22 protein-coding genes are annotated in these 24,263 nt (G+C 54.2%); 13 read left to right on the forward strand and 9 right to left on the reverse strand.

The annotated features are described in order from the left end of the window. Window positions 1–50: 50 nt before the first annotated feature. Window positions 51–1,091: a glucosaminyl phosphatidylglycerol flippase gene (locus tag CR46_RS0103480; protein ID WP_030070134.1), complete on the reverse strand. Its 1,041-nt coding sequence runs from the start codon at window positions 1,089–1,091 to the stop codon at window positions 51–53. After that, window positions 1,069–2,187, reverse strand: a complete 1,119-nt coding sequence (locus CR46_RS0103485) for an N-acetylglucosaminyl phosphatidylglycerol synthase (RefSeq protein ID WP_030070135.1) — start codon at window positions 2,185–2,187, stop codon at window positions 1,069–1,071. The genes CR46_RS0103480 and CR46_RS0103485 overlap by 23 nt, the downstream gene beginning before the upstream one ends. A 291-nt stretch (window positions 2,188–2,478) precedes the next feature. On the opposite strand from CR46_RS0103485, the gene CR46_RS0103490 reads away from it, so the two are divergent. Both CR46_RS0103490 and CR46_RS0103495 read left to right on the forward strand, forming a co-directional pair. After that, a complete protein-coding gene (locus CR46_RS0103490) occupies window positions 2,479–2,895 on the forward strand; it encodes a CopG family transcriptional regulator (RefSeq protein WP_030070136.1) in 417 nt (138 codons plus the stop codon). A 38-nt stretch (window positions 2,896–2,933) separates the two neighbouring features. Then, window positions 2,934–4,070, forward strand: a complete 1,137-nt coding sequence (locus tag CR46_RS0103495) for an extracellular catalytic domain type 1 short-chain-length polyhydroxyalkanoate depolymerase (RefSeq protein WP_030070137.1) — start codon at window positions 2,934–2,936, stop codon at window positions 4,068–4,070. 144 nt (window positions 4,071–4,214) lie between these two features. Here CR46_RS0103495 and CR46_RS0103500 read toward each other — a convergent pair whose 3' ends face one another. Then, entirely contained in the window at window positions 4,215–6,155 is a 1,941-nt protein-coding gene (locus CR46_RS0103500; protein WP_030070138.1) for an exoribonuclease II, read from the reverse strand. A 196-nt stretch (window positions 6,156–6,351) separates the two neighbouring features. Here CR46_RS0103500 and CR46_RS0103510 point away from each other — a divergent pair, with 196 nt between their 5' ends. The 7 genes from CR46_RS0103510 (at window position 6,352) to CR46_RS0103540 (ending at window position 14,086) form a co-directional block, all read left to right on the forward strand. Beyond that, the gene (locus CR46_RS0103510; RefSeq protein ID WP_030070139.1) at window positions 6,352–7,149 is read left to right on the forward strand and encodes a Cof-type HAD-IIB family hydrolase; all 798 of its coding nucleotides are present in this window, start codon (window positions 6,352–6,354) and stop codon (window positions 7,147–7,149) included. 120 nt (window positions 7,150–7,269) lie between these two features. Further along, a complete protein-coding gene (locus CR46_RS0103515; protein WP_030070140.1) occupies window positions 7,270–7,995 on the forward strand; it encodes a response regulator in 726 nt (241 codons plus the stop codon). Beyond that, complete coding sequence (locus CR46_RS0103520; RefSeq protein WP_030070141.1) at window positions 7,992–9,464, forward strand: ATP-binding protein; 1,473 nt, start codon at window positions 7,992–7,994, stop codon at window positions 9,462–9,464. Before CR46_RS0103515 ends, CR46_RS0103520 begins: the two co-directional genes overlap by 4 nt. Window positions 9,465–9,618: 154 nt before the next feature. Then, window positions 9,619–10,914 (forward strand): ABC transporter substrate-binding protein, encoded by a 1,296-nt coding sequence (locus CR46_RS0103525; RefSeq protein WP_030070142.1) that lies wholly within the window; start codon window positions 9,619–9,621, stop codon window positions 10,912–10,914. Window positions 10,915–10,994: 80 nt separating this feature from the next. After that, entirely contained in the window at window positions 10,995–11,909 is a 915-nt protein-coding gene (locus tag CR46_RS0103530) for a carbohydrate ABC transporter permease (RefSeq protein ID WP_030070143.1), read from the forward strand. Further along, window positions 11,902–12,780 carry a carbohydrate ABC transporter permease gene (locus CR46_RS0103535; RefSeq protein ID WP_030070144.1) on the forward strand — a complete coding sequence of 293 codons (879 nt, stop codon included), beginning with the start codon at window positions 11,902–11,904 and terminating at the stop codon, window positions 12,778–12,780. The genes CR46_RS0103530 and CR46_RS0103535 overlap by 8 nt, the downstream gene beginning before the upstream one ends. Window positions 12,781–12,964: 184 nt before the next feature. Then, window positions 12,965–14,086 carry an ABC transporter ATP-binding protein gene (locus CR46_RS0103540; RefSeq protein ID WP_030070145.1) on the forward strand — a complete coding sequence of 374 codons (1,122 nt, stop codon included), beginning with the start codon at window positions 12,965–12,967 and terminating at the stop codon, window positions 14,084–14,086. 68 nt (window positions 14,087–14,154) lie between these two features. Here CR46_RS0103540 and CR46_RS0103545 read toward each other — a convergent pair whose 3' ends face one another. The 4 genes from CR46_RS0103545 to CR46_RS0103560 all read right to left on the reverse strand — a co-directional run bounded on the left by CR46_RS0103545 (window position 14,155) and on the right by CR46_RS0103560 (window position 17,701). Continuing rightward, entirely contained in the window at window positions 14,155–15,192 is a 1,038-nt protein-coding gene (locus tag CR46_RS0103545) for a YcjF family protein (protein ID WP_030070146.1), read from the reverse strand. Beyond that, window positions 15,189–16,577 carry a YcjX family GTP-binding protein gene (locus CR46_RS0103550; RefSeq protein WP_030070147.1) on the reverse strand — a complete coding sequence of 463 codons (1,389 nt, stop codon included), beginning with the start codon at window positions 16,575–16,577 and terminating at the stop codon, window positions 15,189–15,191. Before CR46_RS0103550 ends, CR46_RS0103545 begins: the two co-directional genes overlap by 4 nt. 4 nt (window positions 16,578–16,581) lie before the next feature. Further along, on the reverse strand, window positions 16,582–16,770 hold the full coding sequence (locus CR46_RS0103555; RefSeq protein ID WP_030070148.1) for a hypothetical protein: 189 nt from the start codon (window positions 16,768–16,770) through the stop codon (window positions 16,582–16,584). A 61-nt stretch (window positions 16,771–16,831) separates the two neighbouring features. Beyond that, window positions 16,832–17,701 (reverse strand): D-hexose-6-phosphate mutarotase, encoded by an 870-nt coding sequence (locus CR46_RS0103560; RefSeq protein WP_030070149.1) that lies wholly within the window; start codon window positions 17,699–17,701, stop codon window positions 16,832–16,834. Between the two features lie 159 nt (window positions 17,702–17,860). On the opposite strand from CR46_RS0103560, the gene CR46_RS0103565 reads away from it, so the two are divergent. The 4 genes from CR46_RS0103565 to CR46_RS0103580 all read left to right on the forward strand — a co-directional run bounded on the left by CR46_RS0103565 (window position 17,861) and on the right by CR46_RS0103580 (window position 22,812). Next, a complete protein-coding gene (locus tag CR46_RS0103565) occupies window positions 17,861–18,103 on the forward strand; it encodes a GlsB/YeaQ/YmgE family stress response membrane protein (protein WP_030070150.1) in 243 nt (80 codons plus the stop codon). A gap of 274 nt (window positions 18,104–18,377) precedes the next feature. Continuing rightward, entirely contained in the window at window positions 18,378–20,843 is a 2,466-nt protein-coding gene (locus tag CR46_RS0103570) for a DUF1266 domain-containing protein (RefSeq protein WP_030070151.1), read from the forward strand. 106 nt (window positions 20,844–20,949) lie between these two features. Continuing rightward, window positions 20,950–21,588: a C40 family peptidase gene (locus tag CR46_RS0103575; protein WP_030070152.1), complete on the forward strand. Its 639-nt coding sequence runs from the start codon at window positions 20,950–20,952 to the stop codon at window positions 21,586–21,588. Window positions 21,589–21,624: 36 nt separating this feature from the next. Further along, a complete protein-coding gene (locus CR46_RS0103580; RefSeq protein WP_030070153.1) occupies window positions 21,625–22,812 on the forward strand; it encodes an MFS transporter in 1,188 nt (395 codons plus the stop codon). Here CR46_RS0103580 and CR46_RS0103585 read toward each other — a convergent pair. Then, entirely contained in the window at window positions 22,769–23,413 is a 645-nt protein-coding gene (locus tag CR46_RS0103585; protein WP_030070154.1) for an ABC transporter ATP-binding protein, read from the reverse strand. The two genes, CR46_RS0103580 and CR46_RS0103585, sit on opposite strands and share 44 nt — an antisense overlap. Next, window positions 23,406–24,260 carry an ATP-binding cassette domain-containing protein gene (locus tag CR46_RS0103590; protein WP_030070155.1) on the reverse strand — a complete coding sequence of 285 codons (855 nt, stop codon included), beginning with the start codon at window positions 24,258–24,260 and terminating at the stop codon, window positions 23,406–23,408. Before CR46_RS0103590 ends, CR46_RS0103585 begins: the two co-directional genes overlap by 8 nt. Between the last annotated feature and the right edge of the window lie 3 nt (window positions 24,261–24,263).

Genomic DNA, 24,263 nt, shown 5'->3' on the forward strand with positions numbered 1-24,263 from the left:
AGCACGCGATAAGGGCGCCTTTCAAGGCGCCCTTATTCATTGGTGCATGGTTAACTTTTTGATGTTTTAGTGTCGGTTTTTTGGCGCAGCATTCGGTAACTGTAAAGAATAAAGAGAGGCGCCCCTACTGCCAAATAAAGGTGATAGCTCACCAGTCGCCACACTAAGACGGCTGCTGCGGCCTGCTCACGCTCCATTAAGGGTAGCAACAAACTGCCAACCCCCACTTCAGCAGCTCCTGCGCCGCCGGGAAGAAAGCTAAGCTGGCTAGCCGCCATGGCCAGCATTTGGGTTAAAAATGTCCACATCCAATCGGCATGGCCACCCACGCCTAGCACCGCTATATAGAGCAAGCTATAGCGCATTAACCAATGCGCTGTGGTCAGCAGCATCATCGCGAGTAGTGTTGTGCGTGGAAGTGCGAGGGTGGCTTTGAGTGCATGTCGGCATCGTAATAAACGGCGTGTTAGCCAGCGCCGTCGATAACGGCTTGGCCAGAGTGTTATAACGCCGCCTGCACGCAGCAGGCTTGGCAAATAGTACATAACAACACTGACCAGCGTAGCCATGAATGCTAAACCGACGAGCGCCCACTGTACTAGGGACTGATGCGGCCACTGGGTGTCGCTAACCAGTGAAAAAAGCACCAAGCCGCTCAGCATGGCGAGAAAGAACAGCAAGTCGCAGCCCTGGTCAATCAAGAACACTGCCGCCCCTTTGGCGGGAGGGAAGCCGCGCTGTGCGAGTAGTAACAGCAGAGTAGCTGCGCCGCCACTCCCTCCTGGTGTAGCGCATAGTGCAAACTTAGACGCTAGCTCGATCCCCAGTGCGCCACGTTGGCCGAGTTGACCCGCTCGGCCGTCTAGCATTAGTCGCAGTCTTGTTGCATTCAGGTTCCAACACAGAAACGCCAGTAGCAGCATTAACAGCACTAACTCGAAAGGAAACTGTTTAATACGCTGCAGCGCCTCAACGCCGCCTAGCCAAGTGGTAAGCACTAGTGGGATTAAGAGCGCCCCAGCCAGCATAAAACCATGCAGCGGGCGAAAACGTAGCAGCCGTTGAGGCTTAGTGGTGGTGGGCGAGGGCATTGGGCCGTTCAATATTGCAAAGGTCGATGTAGTGCTCAAGTAGTGACTGGATAACGTTATCCCAACTGAACAGACGTTCGACATAATGACGGGCATAACGGCCGCTGGCGACAATATCGTTGCTGAACAGGGCTGTGCAAGCTTCAGCCATGGCGCTTGGGTCGAGGGGTTGGCACAGTATGCCTGCGCCTAGCGGCACATTTTCAGCCAGCGCACCGGCTCTTGCTCCTACAACAGGGATACCGCATGCCATCGCTTCTTGAGCGATTAGACCAAATGTTTCGCGGGTGCCTGCATGCAGCAGGGCATCGCTACTGGCCAGTGCTTTCGCCACCTCGTGCGCGCCACAGCAGCGATCCACGACAGTGACATTGTTGGGTACCTGATGGGGCATGCCAGGCCCCATCAGCAATAAATGATAATGGCTGCCGAGTTGGCGCATCGTTGCAAGTAGCACATCAATATTTTTCTCGCGGGAATTACGTCCCACAAAGATCAGCAGTTTTTTATCACTGGGTATACCCATGCCTTGACGGAAAGAGGGGTCACGCTGCTGGGGGTGGAAATGGTTTAAATCGACCCCTAATGGCTGTACGCGAACGTTATCGACTCCCCACTCTCTTAAGCGATTCGCCATAGCGTTACAGGGGGCTAGCACGCTATCAAATTGGCAGTAGAGGTCTTTGACATAGCGCTTTAAGCGTTTCTCAACGTAGCGGCCAAAGCGATCCCCCATTAAGCGCGGAAGATCTGAGTGATAAAACCCTACCACCGGCACCCCAAGCTTTTGTCCCGCCGCGAGAGCCGCCCACGCCGTTACATAGGGGTCACCCGCCTCGATAAGGTCTGGCTTAAGATCAATCAACGCATCACGCCAGTGTGACCCTCTCAGTGGGAACCGATACCCCTGACCCAAGGGGAGGTGCAATGCGGGTAAGGTGTGGTGATCGCCAAGACTATCTCGCTCCGATCCTGGCACCAGCAAGCTGGTACGCAGGTGGGGAGTTCCAGATAAAACACGGTGCTTGGCTTGTAAATAGGTGCGTACACCGCCGCTAGCGGGGGCATAAAACATCGTCACATCTGCGATGTGCAAGCGAACCTCCAAATCCAAAAAGCGTCACTGTTTCACCATAAGGGAGAAATAAGTCAATTCAGCGACAGCTTAGCTAGGTAGTTGATTACCCGCTCATCTGTGTTAACTCCCCATCAAACTACATGCTGTTGAAACGCTTTCGCTCGTCTCATTGCTTGACACATGTCGTGGGAAGATTAATATACCATCCATATGGATGGTATATGGAGTTATATTGGATGTATTTGCAGGTATTTTAAAATGGTTTTGAGCTACTCTTGCCTGGAGAGTGGGCGCAACGAGGAATGACACATGAGCGTGCATGAACTACGCCGTAAGTCCGGCGATTCCAGCGAAAAAATCACCATTAACCTTGGGGTGGTCGACCTGGGGCAAATCGACTTGTTGGTTCAAGAGGGGTTTTATTCAAACCGTACTGACCTAATACGCACGGCCATTCGTAACCAATTGGCGACACATGCTGAAGTGGTTAAGCAAACCATAACCCGCAAGGCGTTCGTGCTAGGGCTTGAACACTACACTCGAGGGGACTTGGAGGCGCTGCAGTCGGCAGGCGAAAAGCTGCAGATTCAAGTGCTGGGGATGGCCAGCATTGCTGACGATGTAACGCCAGAGCTTGCCCGTGCCACAATTGAATCGGTGGTAGTGCTAGGTGCCCTACATGCTAGCAAAGCGGTGAAGGCCGCGTTGGCAGACCGAACTCACTGAATGACTTTTAACCGCTAAGCGGAAGTAGGATGTTAACCATGATTGGCGCCACCATGAATAAGCGAATGGAAGAAGCGACGCGGCTGACGCGCGCAGGCAAGTTGCATGAAGCCATGGCACTTCTCCAGGGCGCAATACCTGAGTCGAATGGGGAAGAAGCGCCAGTCAAGCCCTACCAGGGTGGCAATATCTTTGAGGGAACCTGTGAGGTTGTCGACGAAAACGGTACTGTATCGAAATCAAGGCCAACATCGAGAGCCTCATCGTCTGCATGTGGTCACGGCCGGAAAGCCAGCGCGGGCGCGTTTACGGCTGGGCGTTTTTCTAATCATGTTGGCTCGCGTGATTACAAGCTGTATATCCCCAGTGGCTATAAGGGGCAGGCATTACCGCTAGTGGTTATGCTGCACGGCTGCACACAGAATCCCGATGACTTTGCGGCTGGAACCAGCATGAATCAGCTGGCTGATACGCAGCAATTCTGCGTGCTCTATCCTGCTCAGCCGATCAGTGCTAATCACTCGAAATGCTGGAACTGGTTCAAAGCAGAAGACCAGCAGCGCGAAGGAGGAGAGCCTTCGATTCTAGCGGGTATGGCTCGCTACGTTATTGATACGCATGGGCTCGATGCGAGCCGAGTTTACGTGGCAGGGCTCTCGGCGGGGGCGGCCATGGCGACGACGCTGGCGATGACCTATCCGGATCTGTTTGCAGCGGTAGGTGTTCACTCTGGGCTGCCCCACGGTGTCGCAAAAAGCCTTCCCGACGCGCTGAGTGTTATGCAAGGAGGCACAGGGCCACTTGGTAATAGGGGTAAAAAGCCAGAGGCCGAATGGGCATCAGATGTGCCCGCTATTATCTTTCATGGCGACCGCGACACCACCGTGCACCCCAATAATGCGGATCGTGTTGCCGCCCAATACGGTGCATTGCGTCCAGCAGAGGGTGCCTATAAGCCAACGGTAGAGAAGGGAAAAGCCGCCACTGGTCATTCCTACACGCGTACCACGCATTATGATTCAGCGGGCAAGCCACGCCTGGAGCAGTGGAAGATCCATGGAGCAGGCCACGCCTGGTCCGGGGGGAGCGTGAAGGGTAGCTATACAGATCCTAAAGGCCCTAATGCCACGCAGGAAATGCTGCGCTTTTTCGTGCAGCATCAGCAGCCTAGCTAAAGGTAATGGGTTTTTATTGCCTGGAAAAAACAACAACGGCACCTTTAGGGCGCCGTTGTTATTGTTTACCTAACCAGTTATCTAGCTGGTTTTCTAACAAGTTTCTATAGTTAGTTTATATAGAAGGTTTATATATAGAAGGTTTTACGCCGTCGGCTTTGCTACCAGCGAACGGGTTTCTTCGCGGGCTTCTGTTAGCGCAACGCGCACGTTGTCACCTAACTTGTAGCGCTCTTCGCCTTCAATCTGAATGCGGCCCTCTTTATCATCAATGACCACTTTGGTTCGATCACTGTGCATCAATGGAGCGGGTACAAAGGCGGTGGCACCGTTTTCCAGCAGGCGTACTCGCATGCCGCCACGGTTGATCGCCATGATCTCCGCATCGAAGGCGTCCTGGTTCTGAGCGGCCGGCGTTAAGTAGCGTACGTAGAGCCAATCTTTTACGTCGCGCTCTGCCATACGGTTCAGGCGGCGACGCTCAGTGAGCTGCTCAGTGAGCTGCTGGCTGGCTTCTGCAGGTGCTTGTTCACCTTTAAGCACGCGCTTAATCAAACGGTGATTGACCATATCGCCATACTTACGAATCGGAGACGTCCAGGTGGCGTAAGCCGGTAACCCTAGGCCGAAGTGCGGGCCAGGTTGAGCCGACATGCTGGTGAAGCCTTGGAAGCGACGCAGACGTGCGTCCAGCCAGGCATCATCACGGCTTTCAAGGGCACGCTTTAGCTCTTTGTAGTGAGCCAGTTCAGTCAGTGCTTCCTGGGCGACCTCGATTTCCTGAGTTGCCAAGAATTCTTGGGCAGATTCGGCTTTTTCAGGCTCAAAGGCGCGGTGTACATTAAAGATACCGTGGCCGATATGCTTGGCGAGGAAATCCGCACAGCACGCGTTGGCGGCAATCATCGACTCTTCAATCATACGGTTGGCGATGCGGCGATCTTCGGTGCGAATGCCCAGTACGTTGCCTGCCTCGTCCAGGTCGAAAACGTAGTCCGGACGATCTTTAAATACCAGGGCATGCTCGTTGCGCCAAGCGGTCCGTGCCTCAGTCAAATCACGCAGTGCTTTCAGCTGCTCAGCGATATTATCGGCGGGAGCCCAGTCACCTTGACCTTCAATCCAGTCGGAAACGCGGTCATAAACTAGTTTGGCGTGAGATTTTACGTTAGCCGCAAAAAAGCGGTAATCACCCAGGCTGCCGTCGGCATTAATATCTAACGAGCAAGCAAGGGCAGGGCGTTCTTGGCCTTCCCATAGCGAGCAAAGGTCGTCCGCCAGCTGTTCCGGTAGCATCGTTACGTTCTGGCCGGGTAGATAGACCGTGAAAGCACGGGTACGCGCTTCAAGGTCGGCCGCATGGCCTTCTTCAACGTAGGCCGTTGGGTCAGCGATGGCAACGCTCAGTCGCCAACCGCCGCTTTCCAGCGCTTCTACGTGTAGCGCGTCGTCCATATCGCGAGTTTTTTCACCATCGATGGTGAAGAAGGGCTGCGCGGTGAGGTCTTCACGGGTTAAACCCTCATCATGCAGTGGCCATTCGGTGCCGGCGTCTGGGCACTCCTGTTCCAGCGCATGGCGGGCGAGAGTGACGCGCCACGGAACGGTGGGATCATCGGACTTAGCCACCAGTTCGTCAATTTGTGTGAAAAAGCCGCGATCATTCTCTTTCAGCGGGTGGCGTACCAGCCGCGCGACAACCCAGTCGCCATCAGCAATGGTCGTTTCATCCAGGCTGTTCTTGATGCGCGCCTTCAGCACGTTGCGAATCGACGGATGGTCGGGCACAACAGCTAAACGGTCTTCGCGCTTCTGAACACGGGCAACAAAGCGGTCAAGCCCAGCTTCAATCAGCTTTTCAGGCTCAACGGACTTTTTATCGCCGTTTTCATGAATCACTGCCTCGACGCGGTCGCCGTGCAGTACCTGCTTCATGGCGGGGGGCGGCACGAAATAGGATTCACCGCTATCGGTTTCGAGAAAACCGAATCCTTTTTCGGTGGCTTTAATCACCCCTTCAGCGCGTGGGGTGGTGTCACGGATCTGTTGCTTAAGCTGGGCAAGCAATGAGTTGTTTTGCAGCATGTGTTCAATCAGTTGGCGAGAGTAGCCTGCCACTATACGGATTCCTAAAGGCTGCGCCAATTATCCCCTGAAGGAAGTCGGGCCACCATTGGCAGGTCAATGACTTACCCGTGCCTAGCTAAATCGGTTAAGCTCGAAAATAAACATAAAATCCCACTTCTTCCTAGCCTCTCTACTTTTTAAAAAGGAGTGCACCATGACATCACGCCTTATCGTTTCCGACCTTGACGGTACGCTGTTAGGCAGCGACCACCGGCTGCATGAAAGCACGATTGAGGTGTTGAGGGCGCTTGTAATGCAAGGCCATCATGTTGCGCTGGCTTCTGGCCGCCACTATCACGATATGCGGGTGTTTCGCGATCAGTTGGATATCCCGATCCATTTGATCAGTACCAACGGGGCGTATACTCATGACCCTGCTGGCACGCTGTTGAGCGCGACGCATCTTGAACCAGCCCATGCCGAAACACTTATTCAGTTGCCGCGCCCGCCCCAGGTGCGGCTCAGCCTTTACCGCGAAAACGGTTGGCATGTCGATGCCGAGGCACCACATCTACTGTCATTACATGCGTCGACTGGCTTTACTTATGAGGTCGTGCCGCCGGAAGAGATGGATGCCAAGGGGGTTGGTAAAGTGCTCTATCTGGGTGACCCAGATTCATTAGCGCAACTGGAAGTTCAGGCCCATCAAGCACATGGGCAGGGGTTGCATATTACTTACTCCACTGCGGACGCTCTGGAAATTATGGCCGGTGGCGTCAATAAAGGCGTGGCCTTAACGGCGCTGCTGGAAACGTTAAAGCTGACACCAGCAGAGTGTTTGGCCTTTGGCGATAACCTAAACGACATTGAAATGCTTAACCTGGCAGGTGAGGCTCAGGTAATGGCCAATGCCCACCCGGCGCTATTTGATCGTATAAAGGGGGCTGAACGTATCGGCCACCATGGCGAAGCAGCCGTTGCCGAGTGGCTGAAGCAGCGCTTTGGGCTGTAACAAACGCTTCGCGCTGCCACCTTGGTCGATGGCCGCTTGCGATAGGGTGGCCACTCCACCATCATCTAGCCCCGACAACGATAATAACGAGTGATAATAACCCAGGGGCGCTTTGCTACCATGACTACCACGCCTGCTACCTTGATGGTCGTTGATGACGACTTGGAAATCCGCGAACTACTGGCAGACTATTTAGGGCGTCACGGTTATCACGTGTTGACCGCCGACGGGGCGGATTCGCTGTATCAGCAACTGGCCAAGCAAACGCCAGATTTGTTGATTGTTGACGTTATGATGCCGGGAGATGATGGTTTTACCATCTGCCGAGAGCTGCGCAAAACCAGCGACATACCGATTATTATGCTCACTGCCAGTGCCGATGATACCGACCGTGTGTTGGGGCTCGAATTAGGCGCTGATGACTATATGGCTAAGCCTTTCAATCCTCGTGAGTTGCTGGCGCGGATTAAAGCGGTACTGCGCCGTGCTAGGCCTGTCGCAACTGTTGCGTCAGCCCAAGAGGCCCGCTGGGTGCGCTTTGGTGACTGGCAGCTTGACCGCATGACCCGCGAACTGATCGACCGAGAAGGCATTCGTACGGCACTTTCTGGCGCAGATTACCAACTTCTGCAGGTGTTTTTGGAACGGCCAGCCACGGTTATTACCCGCGATGATCTCTACACATTGACCCGTGGCCGTGAAGCACCACCACTGGATCGATCAATTGACGTACACGTATGCCGTTTGCGCCAACGCCTGGGGGAAGATGCGCAGCACTCTCAGCTGATTCGTACCGTGCGTGGAGCTGGCTATGTGCTGACCGCCAGGGTTGAACCCGCTTCGTGAAAGGCGTAAAGCGCAAACTCGCACGCTGGTTACCCAGCAGTCTACGCGGGCGCTTTGTCATCATCATGATTGCAGGTGTTCTGGCCGCTCAAGCGGCCAGCTATGCGCTATGGACTTCCCAGGTGCGGGCCAGCCAGCTGGAACAGTTAGATGAGCTTTCTAGCAATATGGCTTTTAGTATTGCCTCGACCATGCGGTTTTTCCGTTCGCTGCCGGTAGATTACCGGCACATTGTACTGGATCAGCTGCGTAGCATGGGCGGCACGCGCTTCTTCGTCAGCGTGAATGAGCGGCGTATTCCCGTCGAAGATATTGGCAGCGGCCCGGAAAAAGAGGTCGTGGTCGACAATGTACGCGCTATCTTGACCCAGCAACTCTACATCGACGATGTAGTGGTGGAGTTTTCCCGCCCAGAAACCTTGCGTGTCTTCAATAACGAAGTGCTGCTTTATGATTTACCACCCCGTTGGGGGCAGCACAGTTTGTTAATGGAGCCACTGTCTCCACCGATCTTAGTGGTGCAACTGGAGCTGGCCCCTGACACCTGGCTTTACGTGGCCACACTGCTGGGCGTACCGGATATTTTTAGCGGCTATCGCTGGCTGTCTGAAGAGCGTTTATTAGTTGGCGTGTTGGTGCTGCTCAGCGTGTTAGCGCTTTCCCTACTGGGCATTACCAGTGTGACCCGACCGTTGGCAAGGCTCTCAAAAGCGGCACGCCAGTTGGGCGATGACTTGGATAGTCCGCCACTCAAAGAGAGTGGCCCTAAAGAAGTGGCCGCCACTGCGGCGGCCTTTAACCGGATGCAGCAGCGTATTCGCGAACAGATTGATGAGCGCGAGCGGCTGTTTTCGGCGATTTCCCATGATCTTAAAACCCCCATTACACGGTTGCGGCTGCGGGCTGAAATGCTCGATGACCCCGTCCAGCGTGTACGTTTTTGTGCCTCGCTTGATGAATTAAGCGAGCTGGTCAAAGGCGCACTGGCCTCGGTAAAAGGACTGGACCTGCATGAAGAGCCACAACCCACAGATCTTAACGCGCTGCTGTTGGAGATTGCCGAAGAGCTGCGTATACATGGTGGAGAGGTATCTCTCTGTGGCAGCGTAGTACCACTGACCGTTAAGCCGCTGGCGCTAAAACGCTGCTTGGCAAACCTGCTTGAGAACGCGGTGTTTTATGGCCAGAAAGCAACCGTCACGCTGGAAGAGCAGGCGGGGATTGTGACGTTGCGCATTCATGATAATGGGCCAGGTATTGCTGATACGCAGCTTTCCCGAGTGTTTTCGCCTTTTGTGCGCCTGGAAGCCTCGCGAAGCCGCTACACCGGTGGCAGCGGCCTAGGGCTTGGCATTGCCAGGCATATTGCCCGCGCCCATGGGGGCGATATTGTCTTATCTAACCATTCAAAAGGGGGGCTGGTGGCCACGTTAACGCTACCACGCCAAACAAGTATTACAGGTTTGTAATAAACCACTAACACTAGTAACAAACTGCCAAGACTATGCAGGACTCGGTAACTCCCGTTGTGTGCCTGGGTGGCGTACTCTGCTGTGAGTCGTTTGATCGGCCATCAGTCGATACCACAGCGTATCAACACAATAAAAACAGCAGGAGCGAGCCATGCCCACTATTAATATGTCCGTTGTTGACCTGTCCACGTTTAAGAAGTCTGCGTTGGCGTTAGCCCTGGCGGCTGGCACCAGCATGGTGGCCAGCACTACCCATGCTAACGAAGTGGAAGTGCTGCACTGGTGGACCTCCGGCGGTGAAGCCCGGGCAGCTAATGTTCTTAAAGACTTAATGGAAGCCGAAGGCTATGGCTGGCAGGATTTTGCCGTGGCCGGTGGTGGGGGTGAAACCGCCATGACGGTACTTAAATCCCGAGCCATGTCCGGCAACCCGCCTTCCGCCGCGCAAATTAAAGGCCCTGAAATTCAGGAGTGGGGCGAGCTTGGTTTGCTGGGGGATTTAGACGACGTCGCCACCGCTGAAGGTTGGAACGACCTACTGCCCGAGAGTGTTGCCGATATTATGCGCTACGACAGCCACTATGTTGCCGTACCCGCGAACGTTCACCGCGTTAACTGGCTGTGGGCAAATCCTGAAGTGTTAGAAGCGGCAGGTGTTGAAATGCCTACTACGCTTGAGGAGCTATTTACCGCAGGTGAAGCCATTCGCGAGGCTGGTTTTGTACCGCTAGCCCATGGTGGCCAAGCGTGGCAAGACGCCACGGTGTTTGAAAGTGTCGTGCTGGGTAGTCAAGGCGCCGAATTTTATCAGCAAGCGCTGGTGGAGCTAGACCCTGAAGCTCTTGGTGGAGAGCAGATGATCGCCGCGCTAGAAGATTTTAAGCGCCTGCGCGAGCTGATGGATGAGGGCATGTCCGGCCGCGATTGGAACATTGCCACCGCCATGGTGATTGAAGGTGTTGCAGGTTTTCAGCTAATGGGCGACTGGGCAAAAGGGGAGTTCACTGCCGCAGGTCTCACCGCCGGTGAAGACTATCTGTGCGCTGCAGCTCCCGGCACTGAAGATGCGTTCACATTTAATATCGATAGCTTGGCTATGTTTCGTGTAACTGACGACGCCGAGCGCGATGCCCAGCAAACCCTGGCACGCTTAGTGTTAGAGCCGACCTTCCAAGAAGCCTTTAACCTTGCCAAAGGCTCCATTCCTGCCCGCCCCGATCTAGATATGAGTGAGTTCGATAGCTGTGCCCAACAGTCGCTTGCTGATTTCCAACGCACTGCTGATGAGGGTGGCCTGGTGCCCAGCATGGCTCACGGGATGGCGGTACGCGCGGATGTTCAGGGAGCGATCTTTGATGTCGTAACTAACTACTTCAACGATACCACTATGCCTGCCGATGAAGCCGCCCAACGGTTGGTGAGTGCGGCTGAAACCGCCTCTTTTTAAGCCCCACGTACTTTTAATAAGTGACGTAACAGCGCCGCCGCAACGGCGGCGCTAGCGGCTGACTGGCGAGGAATTATCTCATGAGCGAATCCACAACGCGTATACACGCGAGGCCAACGGCGTCTGGCTGGCTGCAAGCCTGGCTACCCCGTTTGGTGCTTGCACCCTCTGTTGCGGTGTCTCTGTTTTTTGTTTACGGCTTTATGCTGTGGACTTTTGTGTTGTCGCTAACTAGCTCGCGCATGCTACCAAGCTACGACTTTGTTGGTTTTGGCCAGTATTCGCGGCTGATGGCCAATGAACGTTGGTGGGTAGCCTCTACCAACCTAATGCTGTTTGGCGTGCTGTTTATTGTGATCTGTTTGGTGATTGGCGCGCTACTGGCAATTTTGCTGGATCAAAAAATTCGCCAAGAAGGCGCGCTGCGTACCATTTATCTCTACCCCATGGCGCTGTCGTTTATCGTCACCGGGGTGGTGTGGAAGTGGCTGCTGAATCCCCAGCTGGGTATCCAGGCGATGGTGCAAAGCTGGGGGTTTGAGTCATTTCGTTTTGATTGGATTGTTAACCCGGACATGGCCATCTACACCCTGGTAATTGCCGCGGTTTGGCAGGCATCAGGGTTTGTGATGGCGCTCTTTTTGGCGGGGCTGCGCGGTATCGATGACAGTATCGTCAAAGCCGCTCAGTTAGATGGTGCCAGCTTGCCGCGCATCTACTGGCGAGTAGTTATGCCTTGCCTGCGCCCAGTGGTGTTCAGCGCGGTGATGATTCTGGCCCATATTGCGATTAAGAGCTTTGATTTAGTGGTAGCGCTCACCGGTGGCGGGCCTGGCTACGCCACTGACCTACCGGCCACCTTTATGTACACCCATGCCTTTAATCGTGCCCAGATTGGGCTTGGCTCTGCCAGCGCCATGTTAATGCTCGGCGGTGTGCTGGCCATCCTGATTCCTTATCTTTATTCCGAATTAAGGAGCCGCAAACATGGCTAACGTGATTCGTCGGCAAACGCCTGCCGCACGGCTGTTGCGTGCTGTGCTTTATGGCGTACTTATCGTGGCGGGGCTGTTTTATATCCTGCCGCTGGTGGTCATGCTGATGACCTCTATCAAACCATTGAGTGAAATCAGCGCGGGGACGCTCCTGTCGCTGCCACAAAACCCAACCCTTGAACCCTGGGCAAAGGCTTGGGGAGAAGCGTGTACCGGTATGCGCTGTGAAGGTGTCGGCGGTTATTTTTGGAACTCCTTTGCGATTGTGATTCCTGCGGTGTTGATCTCCACCACGGTCGGGGCGCTAAACGGCTATGCGTTGACTAAATGGCGTTTTAAAGGCTCTGAGTTGGTCTTCGCCTTGATGCTATTTGGCTGCTTTATTCCGTTTCAGGTGGTGCTGCTACCCATGGCACAAACCCTGGGCTGGTTGGGGCTATCAAGCTCCCGTGCAGGGCTGATTTTGGTGCATGTGGTCTTTGGCATCGCCTTTACTACGCTGTTTTTTCGCAACTTCTATGTTGGTATTCCTAACGAACTGGTCTCGGCGGCGAAGCTGGATGGCGCGGGGTTCTTCCGCATTTTCTGGCGCATTTTATTGCCGGTTTCCGCGCCGATTATTGTGGTGTCGGTGATTTGGCAGTTCACCCAGATTTGGAACGACTTTCTGTTCGGCGTGGCGTTTTCTGCCCATAACACCCAGCCGGTGACGGTAGCGCTTAACAATCTGGTGAATACGTCCACCGGTGTGCGTGAGTACAACGTCGATATGGCCGCCGCAATGATTGCAGCACTGCCAACGCTGGTGGTGTATGTGCTGGCCGGAAAGTATTTCGTGCGCGGGCTGACGGCAGGCTCCGTGAAAGGCTAATAACAACTAAGTGAATGGCAGCAACCATTTCTAGACGGTCAGAAGCAGCCCTCGGCGGGGGCGCTGTGAACCCATCCATGGGGGCTACTTTCGCCATCCATGGCGAAAGACCCCCGCTACGGGCGGCTTTTGACCGATCCAACTAAGTGGAGTTTGTCAGTCGCTTTACAATGGGATTTTCATTATGGCAGCGTTAGAAATTCACAACGTGCGCAAAGAGTTCGGCAGCGAGCGGGTGCTGAAAGATGTCAGTATTTCGATTGATTCCGGTGAATTCCTTATTTTGGTGGGGCCATCTGGCTGTGGTAAGTCCACGCTGATGAACGCCATCGCCGGGCTGGAGCCGGTGACGAGCGGCAATATCTATATCGACGGCGAAGACGTCACTTGGCGCACACCTGCTGAGCGGGATATTGCCATGGTGTTTCAGTCCTACGCGCTGTACCCGAGTATGACCGTGCGGCAAAACATCAGCTTTGGCCTGGAAATGCGCAAGGTGCCCAAAGCCGAGCGTGTCGGTGCCGTAGAACGCGTGGCCGATCTACTGCAAATCTCCCACCTGTTGGAACGCAAGCCTGCCCAGCTTTCCGGTGGTCAACGTCAGCGGGTAGCGATGGGGCGGGCGCTGGCCCGTGAACCCAAGGTGTATCTGTTTGATGAGCCGCTATCCAACCTGGACGCAAAACTACGGGTGGATATGCGCACCGAGATTAAAAAGCTCCACCAGCGCTTAGGCACCACGATTGTTTACGTCACCCACGACCAAGTTGAAGCAATGACCCTGGCCGACTGCATTGCGGTAATGCGCGATGGCCATATCTTACAGCTTGGCAGTCCCGATGAGGTGTATAACAACCCGGTCGATATGTTCGTCGCGGGCTTTATGGGATCACCATCGATGAACTTTATTCGCGCGACGCTTGAAGGGGCGGGAGATGGCTATGCATTGCGGATTGCCACGCCTGACGAAGACGATGTCCTGCTACCATGGCCCTCTGAACGCAACGCAGCGGGGCTCGTGGAGCAGCTGAATAAGCCGATTATCCTCGGGCTGCGACCAGAACACTTCAGCGAAGAAGATGTGCGGCTAAGTGAGCCGGCGGAAGGGACGTTAATGGAGGCCAAGGTAAGCGTCGTTGAGCCGACCGGTGCCGATATTTTGCTACGCCTGCCGCTGGGTGAGCAGGAAATCACTGCCAGGGTAGGGCCTAAGTGCGCCATTGCACCCGGCGAACGCTTGTCGCTGCGCGTCGATATGGCTCGTGCTGTGCTATTTGATGCCGAGACTGAACAGCGTTTGGCGTAACTAAAACGCCCTCCCACAAAGGCATTAAGCATTACTTGATGGGAGGGTGCTTAGCTTACGAAATGTGCTTACTTTTGAGGGCGTGTGGTGGGAGCGGCATCTTTATCGAGCCGTTTGATTTGCCGCCACAGATCTTGGCGGAGATCGGCCAGCTTGGGTTGTTCTTCATCGGTAAAGGCCACCGGGCGGCATAGGCGCTGGGCGCGTAGCCCTAAACGGGCGCTCAGTAGGCCTGTGGCCAAGCCTTGGCCCGCGCGGGTGGAAAGCCTACCTGCCAAATCCAGTGAAAGCATATCCATGCTGGCGTCAGTGGCGAGTTCACTGGCCCCGGCAAAGGCCATGTTATGCAGCACATTACGGAAAAGCCTTAGTCGGCTGGCGTAACCAAGCTCAAGCCCGTAAAGACGGCAGAGCCTGTCGACCATGGCAAGGCTGCGCCAAGCCACCAGAGCCATATCCACCAATGTAAGCGGGCTGATAGCCACCATAATGGCTGTTTCGCCGGACATACGGGTAATCAGGCGTTGGGCTTCACGGTCACTAGGTGCCAGTAGGTGGTAGCGCAGCAGTGTTTGTATCTCTTCACCGCTGTGGTGGGGCTGGCAGGCGCGTTGAAATGCCTGCCAATGAGGATCATCGTCGCCCAGTTTTAGCTGGCGCTTCAGCTGCTCTGCCATGGATTGGGCTTGCTTAGTAGAGCGCTGTGGCAGTTCGGCAAGGTCATGGCGTAATTGGTCGTGGCGCTTTAAGCGGCGCAGACGGCCAAGCTCTTTCAACAACGACAGACCACCTAAACCGATCAAGCTAATGCCAAACAGCTGCCAGGCCATGGACATCCACTGTGACTGGGCAACGGCGTCTGGAATGCCGGTGGCCAGTTCTACGCTGCCCAAAGTGGCACCGCCGACCAGGGCAAACATCAGCCCCCAACGGCGCTTTCGGGGCGTGCTCAGGCTCGCTTCCGGAAGTGCTTTGACGTCTGCCTGGGTCGTCAGCGGCTGATGCGATTCAGTCGCGGCAAAACTTTCACGCTGACGCAACTGCTCGGGGCCAGGGACGGATGCTTCTTCTGTCTGGAAATCTCGGCGCGGCTGAGGGTTGCTCATATCAGTTTATCTCCAATCAGCCAGTCGATAGCGGCGTCCATACGGATGTGTGAAAGCGCTTCGCTGTCAACAGACATTGGGCGAAAGCTAGGAAAGTCGAAGCCCTGTTGCTGCCAAAAGTCGGGTTTTGGAAGGCGGTTGGGCACATCACCTGGGTAGACCAGCACATCTTCGCCTTCCAGGGTGGTGCCTTTTAGTGCGGGGGTGCGTTTACCTTCGTGGAGCACTTCACGGGCCTCAGTGGCGCGTATGGCTGCCAGTGACAATGCTTTCACCGGGATGTCGGCAAAACGCAGATCTTTAAGCGGTTCAGCAAGTAACGCCTCCAGCAGTTGCACAACATGGGCGTGCTGATCGGGCGTCACGTGATCAGCTTTGGTGGCGGCAATGGCGAGGCGGTCAATCTTCGGTGCAAACAGGCGCGTCAGCAGGCTGCGCTTGCCGTAATCGAAGCTTTGCATCAGTTGGCGCAACGCACGGGAAAGGTCTTCAAAGCGTTCCGGCCCTGCATTAAGCGCACCAAGCACATCGACCAACACAATCTGACGGTCGAAACGACGGAAATGGTCACGATAAAAGGGCCGCACCACTTGCTGTTGGTAGTAGCGAAAGCGTGCTGCCAAGGTGGCGTAAATACTAGTATCGGGTAGTGCTTCCAAGGTTTCTTTCGATGCATTTAATTCAGGTAGCGGGAAGAATTGCAGTACTGGCGCGCCATCTAGCTCGCCTGGAAGCAAAAAACGTCCTGGCTGAAGATCTGAAAATCCTGCCTGTTTGGCCCGGCGAAGGCCTTGGGCATAGGCATCTGCGAGCGCTGCCAGTTTAGCTTCATCGGCCTCGGCGGCAGGGTCTAGTTGTTCCGCCTCCGCTAACCATTCGTTGAATAACACCTTCCGGTGCGGTCCTTCATGCAATGACTGCGCCTGGCACCAGCTGTAAAAGTCGTGCTGTAACAGAGGTAAATCCAGCAGCCACTCGCCTGGGTAGTCGAATAAGTCGAGGGTTAAGTGGGCAATATCTGGGGTGAACCAGCCTTGTTGGGCAGGGCGGTAACGCAGCTGTAAGCGCAGTTCACTGATGCCACGGGTGGGCTCTGGCCAGCGCGGTGGGGTGTCGCGCAGCGCCGCCATGCCAGGGTCATAGGGGAAGCGTGGCACACCAAGGTCGGGTTGGTTAAGACGTTGTGCACCAAGCAAACGGCCCTCTCGGGCAGCAGGCAGTAAATCTAACTGAGCTTCCACTCCCGCGTGGCGTAGCTGGTTAACTAACGATGTTAGAAACGCAGTTTTTCCTGCTTGAGACAGGCCCGTCACGGCCAGCCTTAATTGCCGGTCACGGCCTCGCTCTAATAAATTGCTCAGTTCGCGACTTAACGGCTGGCGCATCCTATCAATTCCTTATTAATACAACCTGGGAAAGCATGGGTAAGGTGGCGATAATAAACCCCACCACTGCGAGGCTATACCCTGGCCAGCGGCGCTTCATTTTCTGAGCAAGTGTTAAACCAATTAAGCATACCACCATGCCGATGAGGTTAAAGGCAAGCGTGGCAGCCTCCAGCCATTGCTGTGGATCCATCGTGTCTCCCGTGAAAATATTTGGTTGCCTTGATCATAACAAAGCGTTGATGAACCGAGGGTTAACCGCGGCTTAATGTCGTACCTAGCAGGTGTTGTGCACCGGGGACTAGCCATACTGGGTCTAGGCGGGTGTTAGCAGCTTCGACGCACAAAAAATGACGTGCCGCGTCGGCAGGCGTATCGGTGGGCAAATCGCTGTCTGGGTGCCACACTACGGTTGAATCGCTGGATTGTTTGGCAATACGAAGAGTGCGCTTTCCATCGTTCAACAGTACGGTCTCGTTGGTGTGATAAATACGGTCGACGGCGCCGCGAACGGCCAGTGTGCCCTGCTGTTGGTCTTCTGCAAAGCCGCGCAGCTTGTCTAGGTAACGTGCGCCAGCCAACCCTTCTATACGGCACTGGTGTACATCATGGACAGCCACATAGGTATGAAGTGCACCGCTGGTTTTGACCGGTGCTTCACCAATATTTTCGCTGATCAATTCGACGTTCAAGCGTTGGGCGTTAGCCTGAATGATGACGCGCGCGGTTAGCTGGCTATGTAAGGAGTCAACAGGAGAGAGGTGAACTTCAATACCTTCAGCATGATCATCAACCGCATCTAAGCGCCACTGAGCGTGACGAGCAAGCCCGTGGAAAGGGCCGTTACGGTCAGGACTTTCATCGGCATAACGCTCATCGCCAAACCAGGGCCAGCACAACGGAATACCACCACGAATCGCGCCAGGAAGCGCCTGTGGCGTGGGTGTAACCCAAAGCCAGCCAGTGTCACCGTCGGGTTGAAAGTGCAATACTTGTGCGCCCTGTAGACTCACCGCCATTTCTCCCCAAGCCATCTTGAAAAGCACTATGTCGCGCCCCTGCCAAGTTACCTGTTGGTGGCCGTCTATATCAGACAGTAATTGCTTGAGAGAATCGGGAATCATAGGGTTTCCTTATAAGAGCGGGCATCAAGTAGGCAGAACAGTTGCGCCGTGTGCTATGGTAGGACAAGCAATAGTTATACGTAAAACACTGCGGATAAAACGTTGCAGTTAAGATGTTATAGGTAAAACCCTGACGAAAGTGAACATCAAGGAGGCACTATGGGCTTTATTGCGTGGTTGATTATTGGTGGTTTGGCTGGCTGGATCGCTGGCAACATCATGCGTGGCGGTGGTTTTGGCATTTTAGGCAATATTGGTGTCGGTATTGTTGGCGCACTGCTCGGCGGGTTTTTATTTAGCTTGTTAGGTCTGCAAGCGGGTGGCTTTATCGGCTCGTTGGTGACCGCAACTGTCGGTGCAGTTGTGTTGTTATGGATAATCAGTAAAGTTAAAAGCGCTTAGCGTAGCCAACCTAGTGCATTATTTGCTGCCCGGCCCTGTGCCGGGCAGCGCTGTTTTGAGCGCTTGGTTTTAGCCTCGTTTTAACGCTTCTTCTCTATCGGCCTTAGCGCCACTTTCCGTTACACTATGTCCTTTTGGCGATGTCCTTTTAGCGATGCCCTTTTGACGATGTCGCTATAGCGACGTCTCTTTTTTTTTAAGTGGCCTCTCCTAGTAGGCTACTCCCCTTTTTTATAGCGTTTATTAATAGCTTCCTGTTTCTTAGAGGTGTCTTTTGGCCGATGCACTGAATGCCTGGTGGGCTCAACAGCTTGTGCTGTGCGATTGGGCCTTTACGCCGCATCCACTAACGGTGGATGCGGGAGCAGCCGAACAACGTCTGCTACAGCTAGGTATTGCACACCGTGGCGAGCTGGCTGATCAACTCTTTTTCGCCCTCGATGCCCCAGCCAGTGAGGCTGATCGACTATTGGGGGCGCTAGAGTGGACAGCGCTAGCAGGCGCAGCAGGCTGGCTGACACAATCTCAGGCGCAAACGTGGGCACACCATATTACCCGCCGTATTACGTCTGATTACAGTGACCTGCGTGCTTGGCTTTCCGATCTGCGCCGTGCGCTTGGCGTGAAAGGGTGGGAAACAGGTGCAGATGACCGGTTTATTGATGCCTGCCAAGCATTAGCGCATTTAGAAAGTGAAGGCGAAGGCATTACGTGGGAAGCCCTTGTAACCGCCTTGGCTCAGTTGCCTGAACCGCAGGCGCTATGGCCGGAAGACCCGTCAGCACAGCCGTGGCGACTATGTGCACTATTTCGTTCTATAGTCAGCTATCCAGCAAGTACTGCTGACTGGCCTGATGCCACCCAGTGGCTGGCGCGCATTTGGCAAGTTCACGACCGGGATCAGTTGCTTGAAGTAATGCTGTGGCTAAGCGCCCAGGGAGAGCGGCAGAGTTGGGACATCGAGGCCCGTGAACTGCTCACGATGGATCATGCTCAACGCCAAGAGTGGCAGCGGAGTGCTGTTGCAGATGCCCCTTATGCACCTGTGTTGACCACATTTGTTAGTCAAGGGGAGCCATTGGAGTGGGCCGCGTGGGATTGGCTACGACTGGTGGAGTTGGCATGGGCAGGCGCTTGCTGTGGCTGGTTAAGCCAAGCGGAGGCTGATGATCTCGCAGCGCATGCGGCTGACTTAATAAGTCGGCGCTACCATGATTGGTATGCGGTGCTGAAAGCTTACATGCGCGGCCAAAGCCTATTTGAAGGAGTAGACCGGCGTGGTATGACGCCTAGTACTCGACATAAGCTGCTGACGCAGGCGCTTCACAGTCCGTGGAAATGTCCGCTAGGAGCATTGTTGAATGAGCCAACGCTGAGCGCTTCTCGCGAACGTATTAAACAGTGGAGAAATACTTCTCATCATTGGTTATTGGCCCTGGCTAGCGTGCGAGAGCCTGATGTGATGCTACGTCAGTTGAATCCATCAGCGCCTATTTCAGAGCAGCGCCGTGCTGAGGCGGCGGTCTATCTTCAGGATTCGTTAGGTCTGCATGCTGACGAGGGGCACCAAGCACTAGCGCGCTACTGGCTGCCTGCCCAGGCCCACCATCTTAATCAGCTTGCCGCAGATGCCGTTCATGGCGTAATGCCGCCGTCGCAGACACCTTTTGGTCAACCTACGCCTGACGAGCTAAAGCAACGTAACGCCGTAAAAGGGGTTAGCCGTCACGCTGCTACTATCCATATGGCAGAGAAGTTTGCGTTCTACCTACACATGGCGCTGGATAGTAGCCTGTTTGAGCGTGAACCACTGATGACGCATGCCAGTGCGTTGCGGAGTTGCCTGTGTCGCTTTTATGCCACGCCAAAGCGTTTGCTAGAAGCATGGTTTGCCTGGGAAAGCTGCCTACCAGAGCCGGAGCACGATTCATTAATCAACGAAATTGCCTGGCACTTAGAAGACCCCGGTAGTCTTTTTCATTGGTTGAATTGGCGTCCTGATGCATGGTGTGAACCTGGCGAGCGGCCAACGCTTAGTCATTTTACGGCCATGTCGTTGGTTGGGCCTCTCAATAGTGCCGTGTGGAGCGAGCCTCAAGTGGAGAGTCCCAGAGAGTGTGCTGATATCCGTGAGTGGGTAGAAAGCCATTATCATCTGACGAGTGCTGATGACATGCAGGACTTTTTGACCTTCATGCTGGAATCTGGGGATCGTCAGGAGTACCAGATTAACTATGCGCCTTACACACTTAACCCTGAACGTTTAGATGCCGAAATCGCTATTTTAGAGTCGGGTGAGTGTGCCGAGGAGGAGCGTCATCATCTGCTTCGTTTACGCAGGGTACAAAGTAATGAAGATGGTTGTAATGATGTTGATATGGCTGCTTGGGACATTGCTCAATTAGTTGATCTCGCAATTGCCGCGCGCCAGCTGGGTTGGTTAGACCGCCAAGCGTTTGCTGACGTGTTGGATCGGGCTTATAAGTTGGCGGCTGACCACTATTCTGGCTGGCAAGAGTATTCAGCGGGAATGTACGCTGGTTTTTCATTTTTTATGGGCGACACACCTGAGCGAGAAAGTTTTCTGGCGGGGTTTCGACAGGCATTAGTCGCGTGGTTATGTGGTGCGCCTATATTGGCTGGCCCTTGGGCGAGTCTTGATTTTCCAGGTAATAAACCGCGTCATTTTGCACCGCTGCATATTGATACGCTGCCAGGCGATCAGCGAATCTTGCATTGAGGCTCGCCAAACATAGAGTAATTAGCTTATAGTCCTGGGTTTGAAAAAATGAGTTTTTTCATCCTTTTTTTTGTTTAAACAATTTTACTTTTACGAGGTTAATCACATGGTTGCGTCGCCACACCCCGCTGTGACCGCTGTCCGTGTTGTAAGTGTTTGTGCTGTTGTCGCTGTTTTAGCTGGTTGTGCGGGCTCTGCCTCACGCCAGGGCATGGAGCCACCCGAGAATTATTTCTCAATGGCGCTGCCGGGATTGGCAAAAGGTGAAAACCTCGCAATGTCTCCGGTCAGTAACGCCACTGGCCAACTGCGTAGCCTTCAGACGCCGCCACCTACGATCATTCGTCAAGCACTGTTAGAACAGCACCAGCGCTGGGCTGGGACGCCATACCGTATTGGTGGAACCTCGGAGCAAGGCATTGATTGTTCTGCTTTGGTCAGAAATGTTTTTCGTGACACATTCAATTTAGAGTTGCCACGCTCAACCTATGATCAAGTACATGAGGGACGCCCGATCGACCGCCAAGAGCTGCAGGCGGGCGATCTGGTCTTCTTCCGCCCCCCAGGTCAATATAATCATGTGGGCATTTATGTAGGAGATGGCCGTTTTCTACATGCCTCTTCTTCCAAGGGAGTAATGATTTCCCGTCTGGATAATAGCTACTGGCAGCGCTACTATTGGCAGTCTCGCCGCGCGCTAGAGCCGACCAACCTTGCCCAGCTAGGTAGTCGCTACACGCCATAAATGTCTGCTATCAGTGCTGCATAACGTGGACATCGCATGATTGAAGCTAAAACGCGCGCCTGGTGGCGCGCGACAGCGGCCCTTTGTTTGGGGTCGTTTCTTGTTTTTATTAACTTATATGTCCCGCAACCGCTGCTGCCCGGGCTAAAGGATACCTATGGGGTATCTACTTTGGGTGTCAGTTTTTTGATGTCTGTTTCTACACTTTCCCTTGCCTTTGCGCTGCTCATATTTGGTCCCCTTTCTGATGCGATTGGCCGTGAAACTATTATGCGCATTACGCTGCTAATGGCAGGCGGCCTCTCTATTGCGTTAGCGTTTGCGCCTACCTTTGAAAGTTTATTACTGCTGCGTTTACTGCAAGGCTTTGTGTTGGGCGGGCTGCCTGCCGTTGCTATTGCCTGGATGGGGGATGAGTTTGAACAACATGCCTTACTCAGTGCGGTTGGCTTGTACATAGGTGCTAACTCGTTGGGCGGTATTAGCGGTCGTATCGTGGGAGGGGGCGCGGCTGCCTTAGGTGGTCCCTCAGCAGCGTTTTTAGCTGTAGGTATTATGACGGTAGTAGGGTGCGCGGTCTTTTGGCGCCTGTTACCCAATAGCCGAGCTTTTACGCCCAAGCGTTTCAAATTTCGCCAAGCAGCTGGTGATCTGCTCGGGCATCTGCGCACGCCGGTGCTGCTAGCGGCTTATTGCCTGGGCGGTATTAATTTTTTAATTTTCATTAATCAGTACAGCTATATTACCTTTCGTTTGGCTGGCGAGCCTTATCAATTGGCGGCTAGCAGTTTGGGGCTAATTTTTCTTACGTATCTGGGAGGGACATTCGGGTCCACGGTATCAGGCCGGTTGGCCGGACGTTTTTCACCTGCGAGTTGTATGAGCATAGGCATCATTATTTTGATGCTTGGGACAGCGGTAACGCTGGTCGATTCACTGCCGCTGATTATTGTTGGTCTCACCATTAACGCGTTTGGGTTTTTCTTAGCGCATTCGCTGGCCTCTAGCTGGGTGGGCCGCTATGCCCAAGGTGCTAGGGGCAGTGCCTCAGCGCTTTACCTGGTCTTTTACTACCTTGGGGCAAGTGTTGGCGGGTTCTGGCTAGAGCCATTTTGGCGCTGGGCGCAGTGGCAGGGCGTCGCGATAGGGTCTTGGCTACTGCTTTGCGTCACGTTAATCATTAGCGTTGGTTTATGGCGCTTCGAGCATCGTGAACGGTACTAAGCGTACCTTGGGCTAAATGGAAGCGTTTAGAACACAATCGCCCTAGCAGCGCCGCGTCATGGCTAATTACTAACACGCCAAGTCGCTGGCGTTCTGCAACCTTTCTTACCGCCTGCCATAGTTCTACTTGGGTGATAGGGTCGAGCATAGTCGAGATTTCATCAGCGATCAGATAGCGCACGCCTGGGGCTAAGGCCCGCAATACGCATACCCGCTGTAATTCTCCGCCAGATAAGGTGCTTGGAAAACGAGATAGCCAATCAGGTTGGATGCCAAAGTCCTGCATCAGCGACTTAGGAGGGCACCATGCTTCGCAGAGTAATTTCTTTACTCGCCAACGTGGGTTGGCCGCAAGTTCTGGTGATTGCGGCAGCCACTGTACCGGCCGCAGCCCACGAGAGAGCAATGGTTTATCGTCGGCATAAATCTCACCCTGTTGTGGCCGCAGTAAGCCAGCTAAGAGTTTTCCTAGCGTAGATTTGCCTGCTCCTGAGTCACCGCTTAGTCCCAGCCACTCTCCCCGTTCAAGCGATAGCGAAAGTTGCGTTAACAGAGGTGCTTGTGAATGGAAGCCAAAGGTGATGTTTCGTGCATCAAGCAACGGTTAGCTCCTTAGGCAGGTCGATGGCATCAGCATGGGTGGTGCTTTCGTCAGCACGTACCTGAGTACTAAAGGTGTTGTCGGGTAGAGCGTTCCATAGCGCGCTGGCATAGGCGCTTTTAAGCTGCTCCCCAGTGCCTTGAAAGGCACTGGCAGGGGTGGTTTCAATGCACTGTCCCTTGCGCAGTATGGTTACGTGGTCGGCAACGGGTAACGCATGGCGCAAATCATGGGTAATTAGCATGATTGCCTTACCCTCAAGCGCTAGCGCCTTAAGAGAAGCCAATACACGATCGCGCTGCTGAGGATCCAAGCCTACGCTAGGTTCGTCGGCAATAATCAGGCTAGCGTTACCTATTTGAGCCATGGCGGCTAAAACACGCCGCGCCATACCGCCTGAAAGCTGGTAGGGGTATGCCCGTTGGGCGTGCTGATTTAGCTGATAATGATTTAGTGCACGCTCTGCGCTGAGCCAAGCGGCTGTTTTGCTTTGCCCTGCTCGACGAGCTGCCCAGCTGACTTGCCGTTGGCTGCTAGCGAGAGGGTCTAGAGCATTTAGCGATTGCGGAATGAGGGCCAGTTGGCGGCCTCTTAGCTGGCGCTGGCGCTCAGTAGTCAACCGTGTATTTTTAAAAAATAGCTGCCCGCTAGTTTTTGCCCCTTCCGGCAGTAACCCCATAATCGTATAGGCTAGCAGGCTTTTTCCTGCGCCCGATGCGCCGATCACCGCATGTATTTCACCGGGTTGTAGGCTTAATGACAGGTTATCAATGCAGGTGGACCACTCTCTTCTCCACCAGTGCTTGTAGTAGGGCAATTGCAGCGTCAGGTTTTCTAACCGCAGCATGCT

Source organism: Vreelandella neptunia, from assembly GCF_000712975.1.
Classification (GTDB): domain Bacteria; phylum Pseudomonadota; class Gammaproteobacteria; order Pseudomonadales; family Halomonadaceae; genus Vreelandella; species Vreelandella qaidamensis.

Bases quoted from the DNA above. Each gene is read 5' to 3' on its own strand.
- CR46_RS0103480 (WP_030070134.1), bottom strand. From the start codon at position 1,091: ATGCCCTCGCCCACCACCACTAAGCCTCAACGGCTGCTACGTTTTCGC.
- CR46_RS0103490 (WP_030070136.1), top strand. From the start codon at position 2,479: ATGAGCGTGCATGAACTACGCCGTAAGTCCGGCGATTCCAGCGAAAAA.
- CR46_RS0103495 (WP_030070137.1), top strand. From the start codon at position 2,934: ATGATTGGCGCCACCATGAATAAGCGAATGGAAGAAGCGACGCGGCTG.
- CR46_RS0103500 (WP_030070138.1), bottom strand. From the start codon at position 6,155: ATGCTGCAAAACAACTCATTGCTTGCCCAGCTTAAGCAACAGATCCGT.
- CR46_RS0103510 (WP_030070139.1), top strand. From the start codon at position 6,352: ATGACATCACGCCTTATCGTTTCCGACCTTGACGGTACGCTGTTAGGC.
- CR46_RS0103515 (WP_030070140.1), top strand. From the start codon at position 7,270: ATGACTACCACGCCTGCTACCTTGATGGTCGTTGATGACGACTTGGAA.
- CR46_RS0103525 (WP_030070142.1), top strand. From the start codon at position 9,619: ATGCCCACTATTAATATGTCCGTTGTTGACCTGTCCACGTTTAAGAAG.
- CR46_RS0103530 (WP_030070143.1), top strand. From the start codon at position 10,995: ATGAGCGAATCCACAACGCGTATACACGCGAGGCCAACGGCGTCTGGC.
- CR46_RS0103535 (WP_030070144.1), top strand. From the start codon at position 11,902: ATGGCTAACGTGATTCGTCGGCAAACGCCTGCCGCACGGCTGTTGCGT.
- CR46_RS0103540 (WP_030070145.1), top strand. From the start codon at position 12,965: ATGGCAGCGTTAGAAATTCACAACGTGCGCAAAGAGTTCGGCAGCGAG.
- CR46_RS0103545 (WP_030070146.1), bottom strand. From the start codon at position 15,192: ATGAGCAACCCTCAGCCGCGCCGAGATTTCCAGACAGAAGAAGCATCC.
- CR46_RS0103550 (WP_030070147.1), bottom strand. From the start codon at position 16,577: ATGCGCCAGCCGTTAAGTCGCGAACTGAGCAATTTATTAGAGCGAGGC.
- CR46_RS0103555 (WP_030070148.1), bottom strand. From the start codon at position 16,770: ATGGATCCACAGCAATGGCTGGAGGCTGCCACGCTTGCCTTTAACCTC.
- CR46_RS0103560 (WP_030070149.1), bottom strand. From the start codon at position 17,701: ATGATTCCCGATTCTCTCAAGCAATTACTGTCTGATATAGACGGCCAC.
- CR46_RS0103565 (WP_030070150.1), top strand. From the start codon at position 17,861: ATGGGCTTTATTGCGTGGTTGATTATTGGTGGTTTGGCTGGCTGGATC.
- CR46_RS0103575 (WP_030070152.1), top strand. From the start codon at position 20,950: ATGGTTGCGTCGCCACACCCCGCTGTGACCGCTGTCCGTGTTGTAAGT.
- CR46_RS0103580 (WP_030070153.1), top strand. From the start codon at position 21,625: ATGATTGAAGCTAAAACGCGCGCCTGGTGGCGCGCGACAGCGGCCCTT.
- CR46_RS0103590 (WP_030070155.1), bottom strand. From the start codon at position 24,260: ATGCTGCGGTTAGAAAACCTGACGCTGCAATTGCCCTACTACAAGCAC.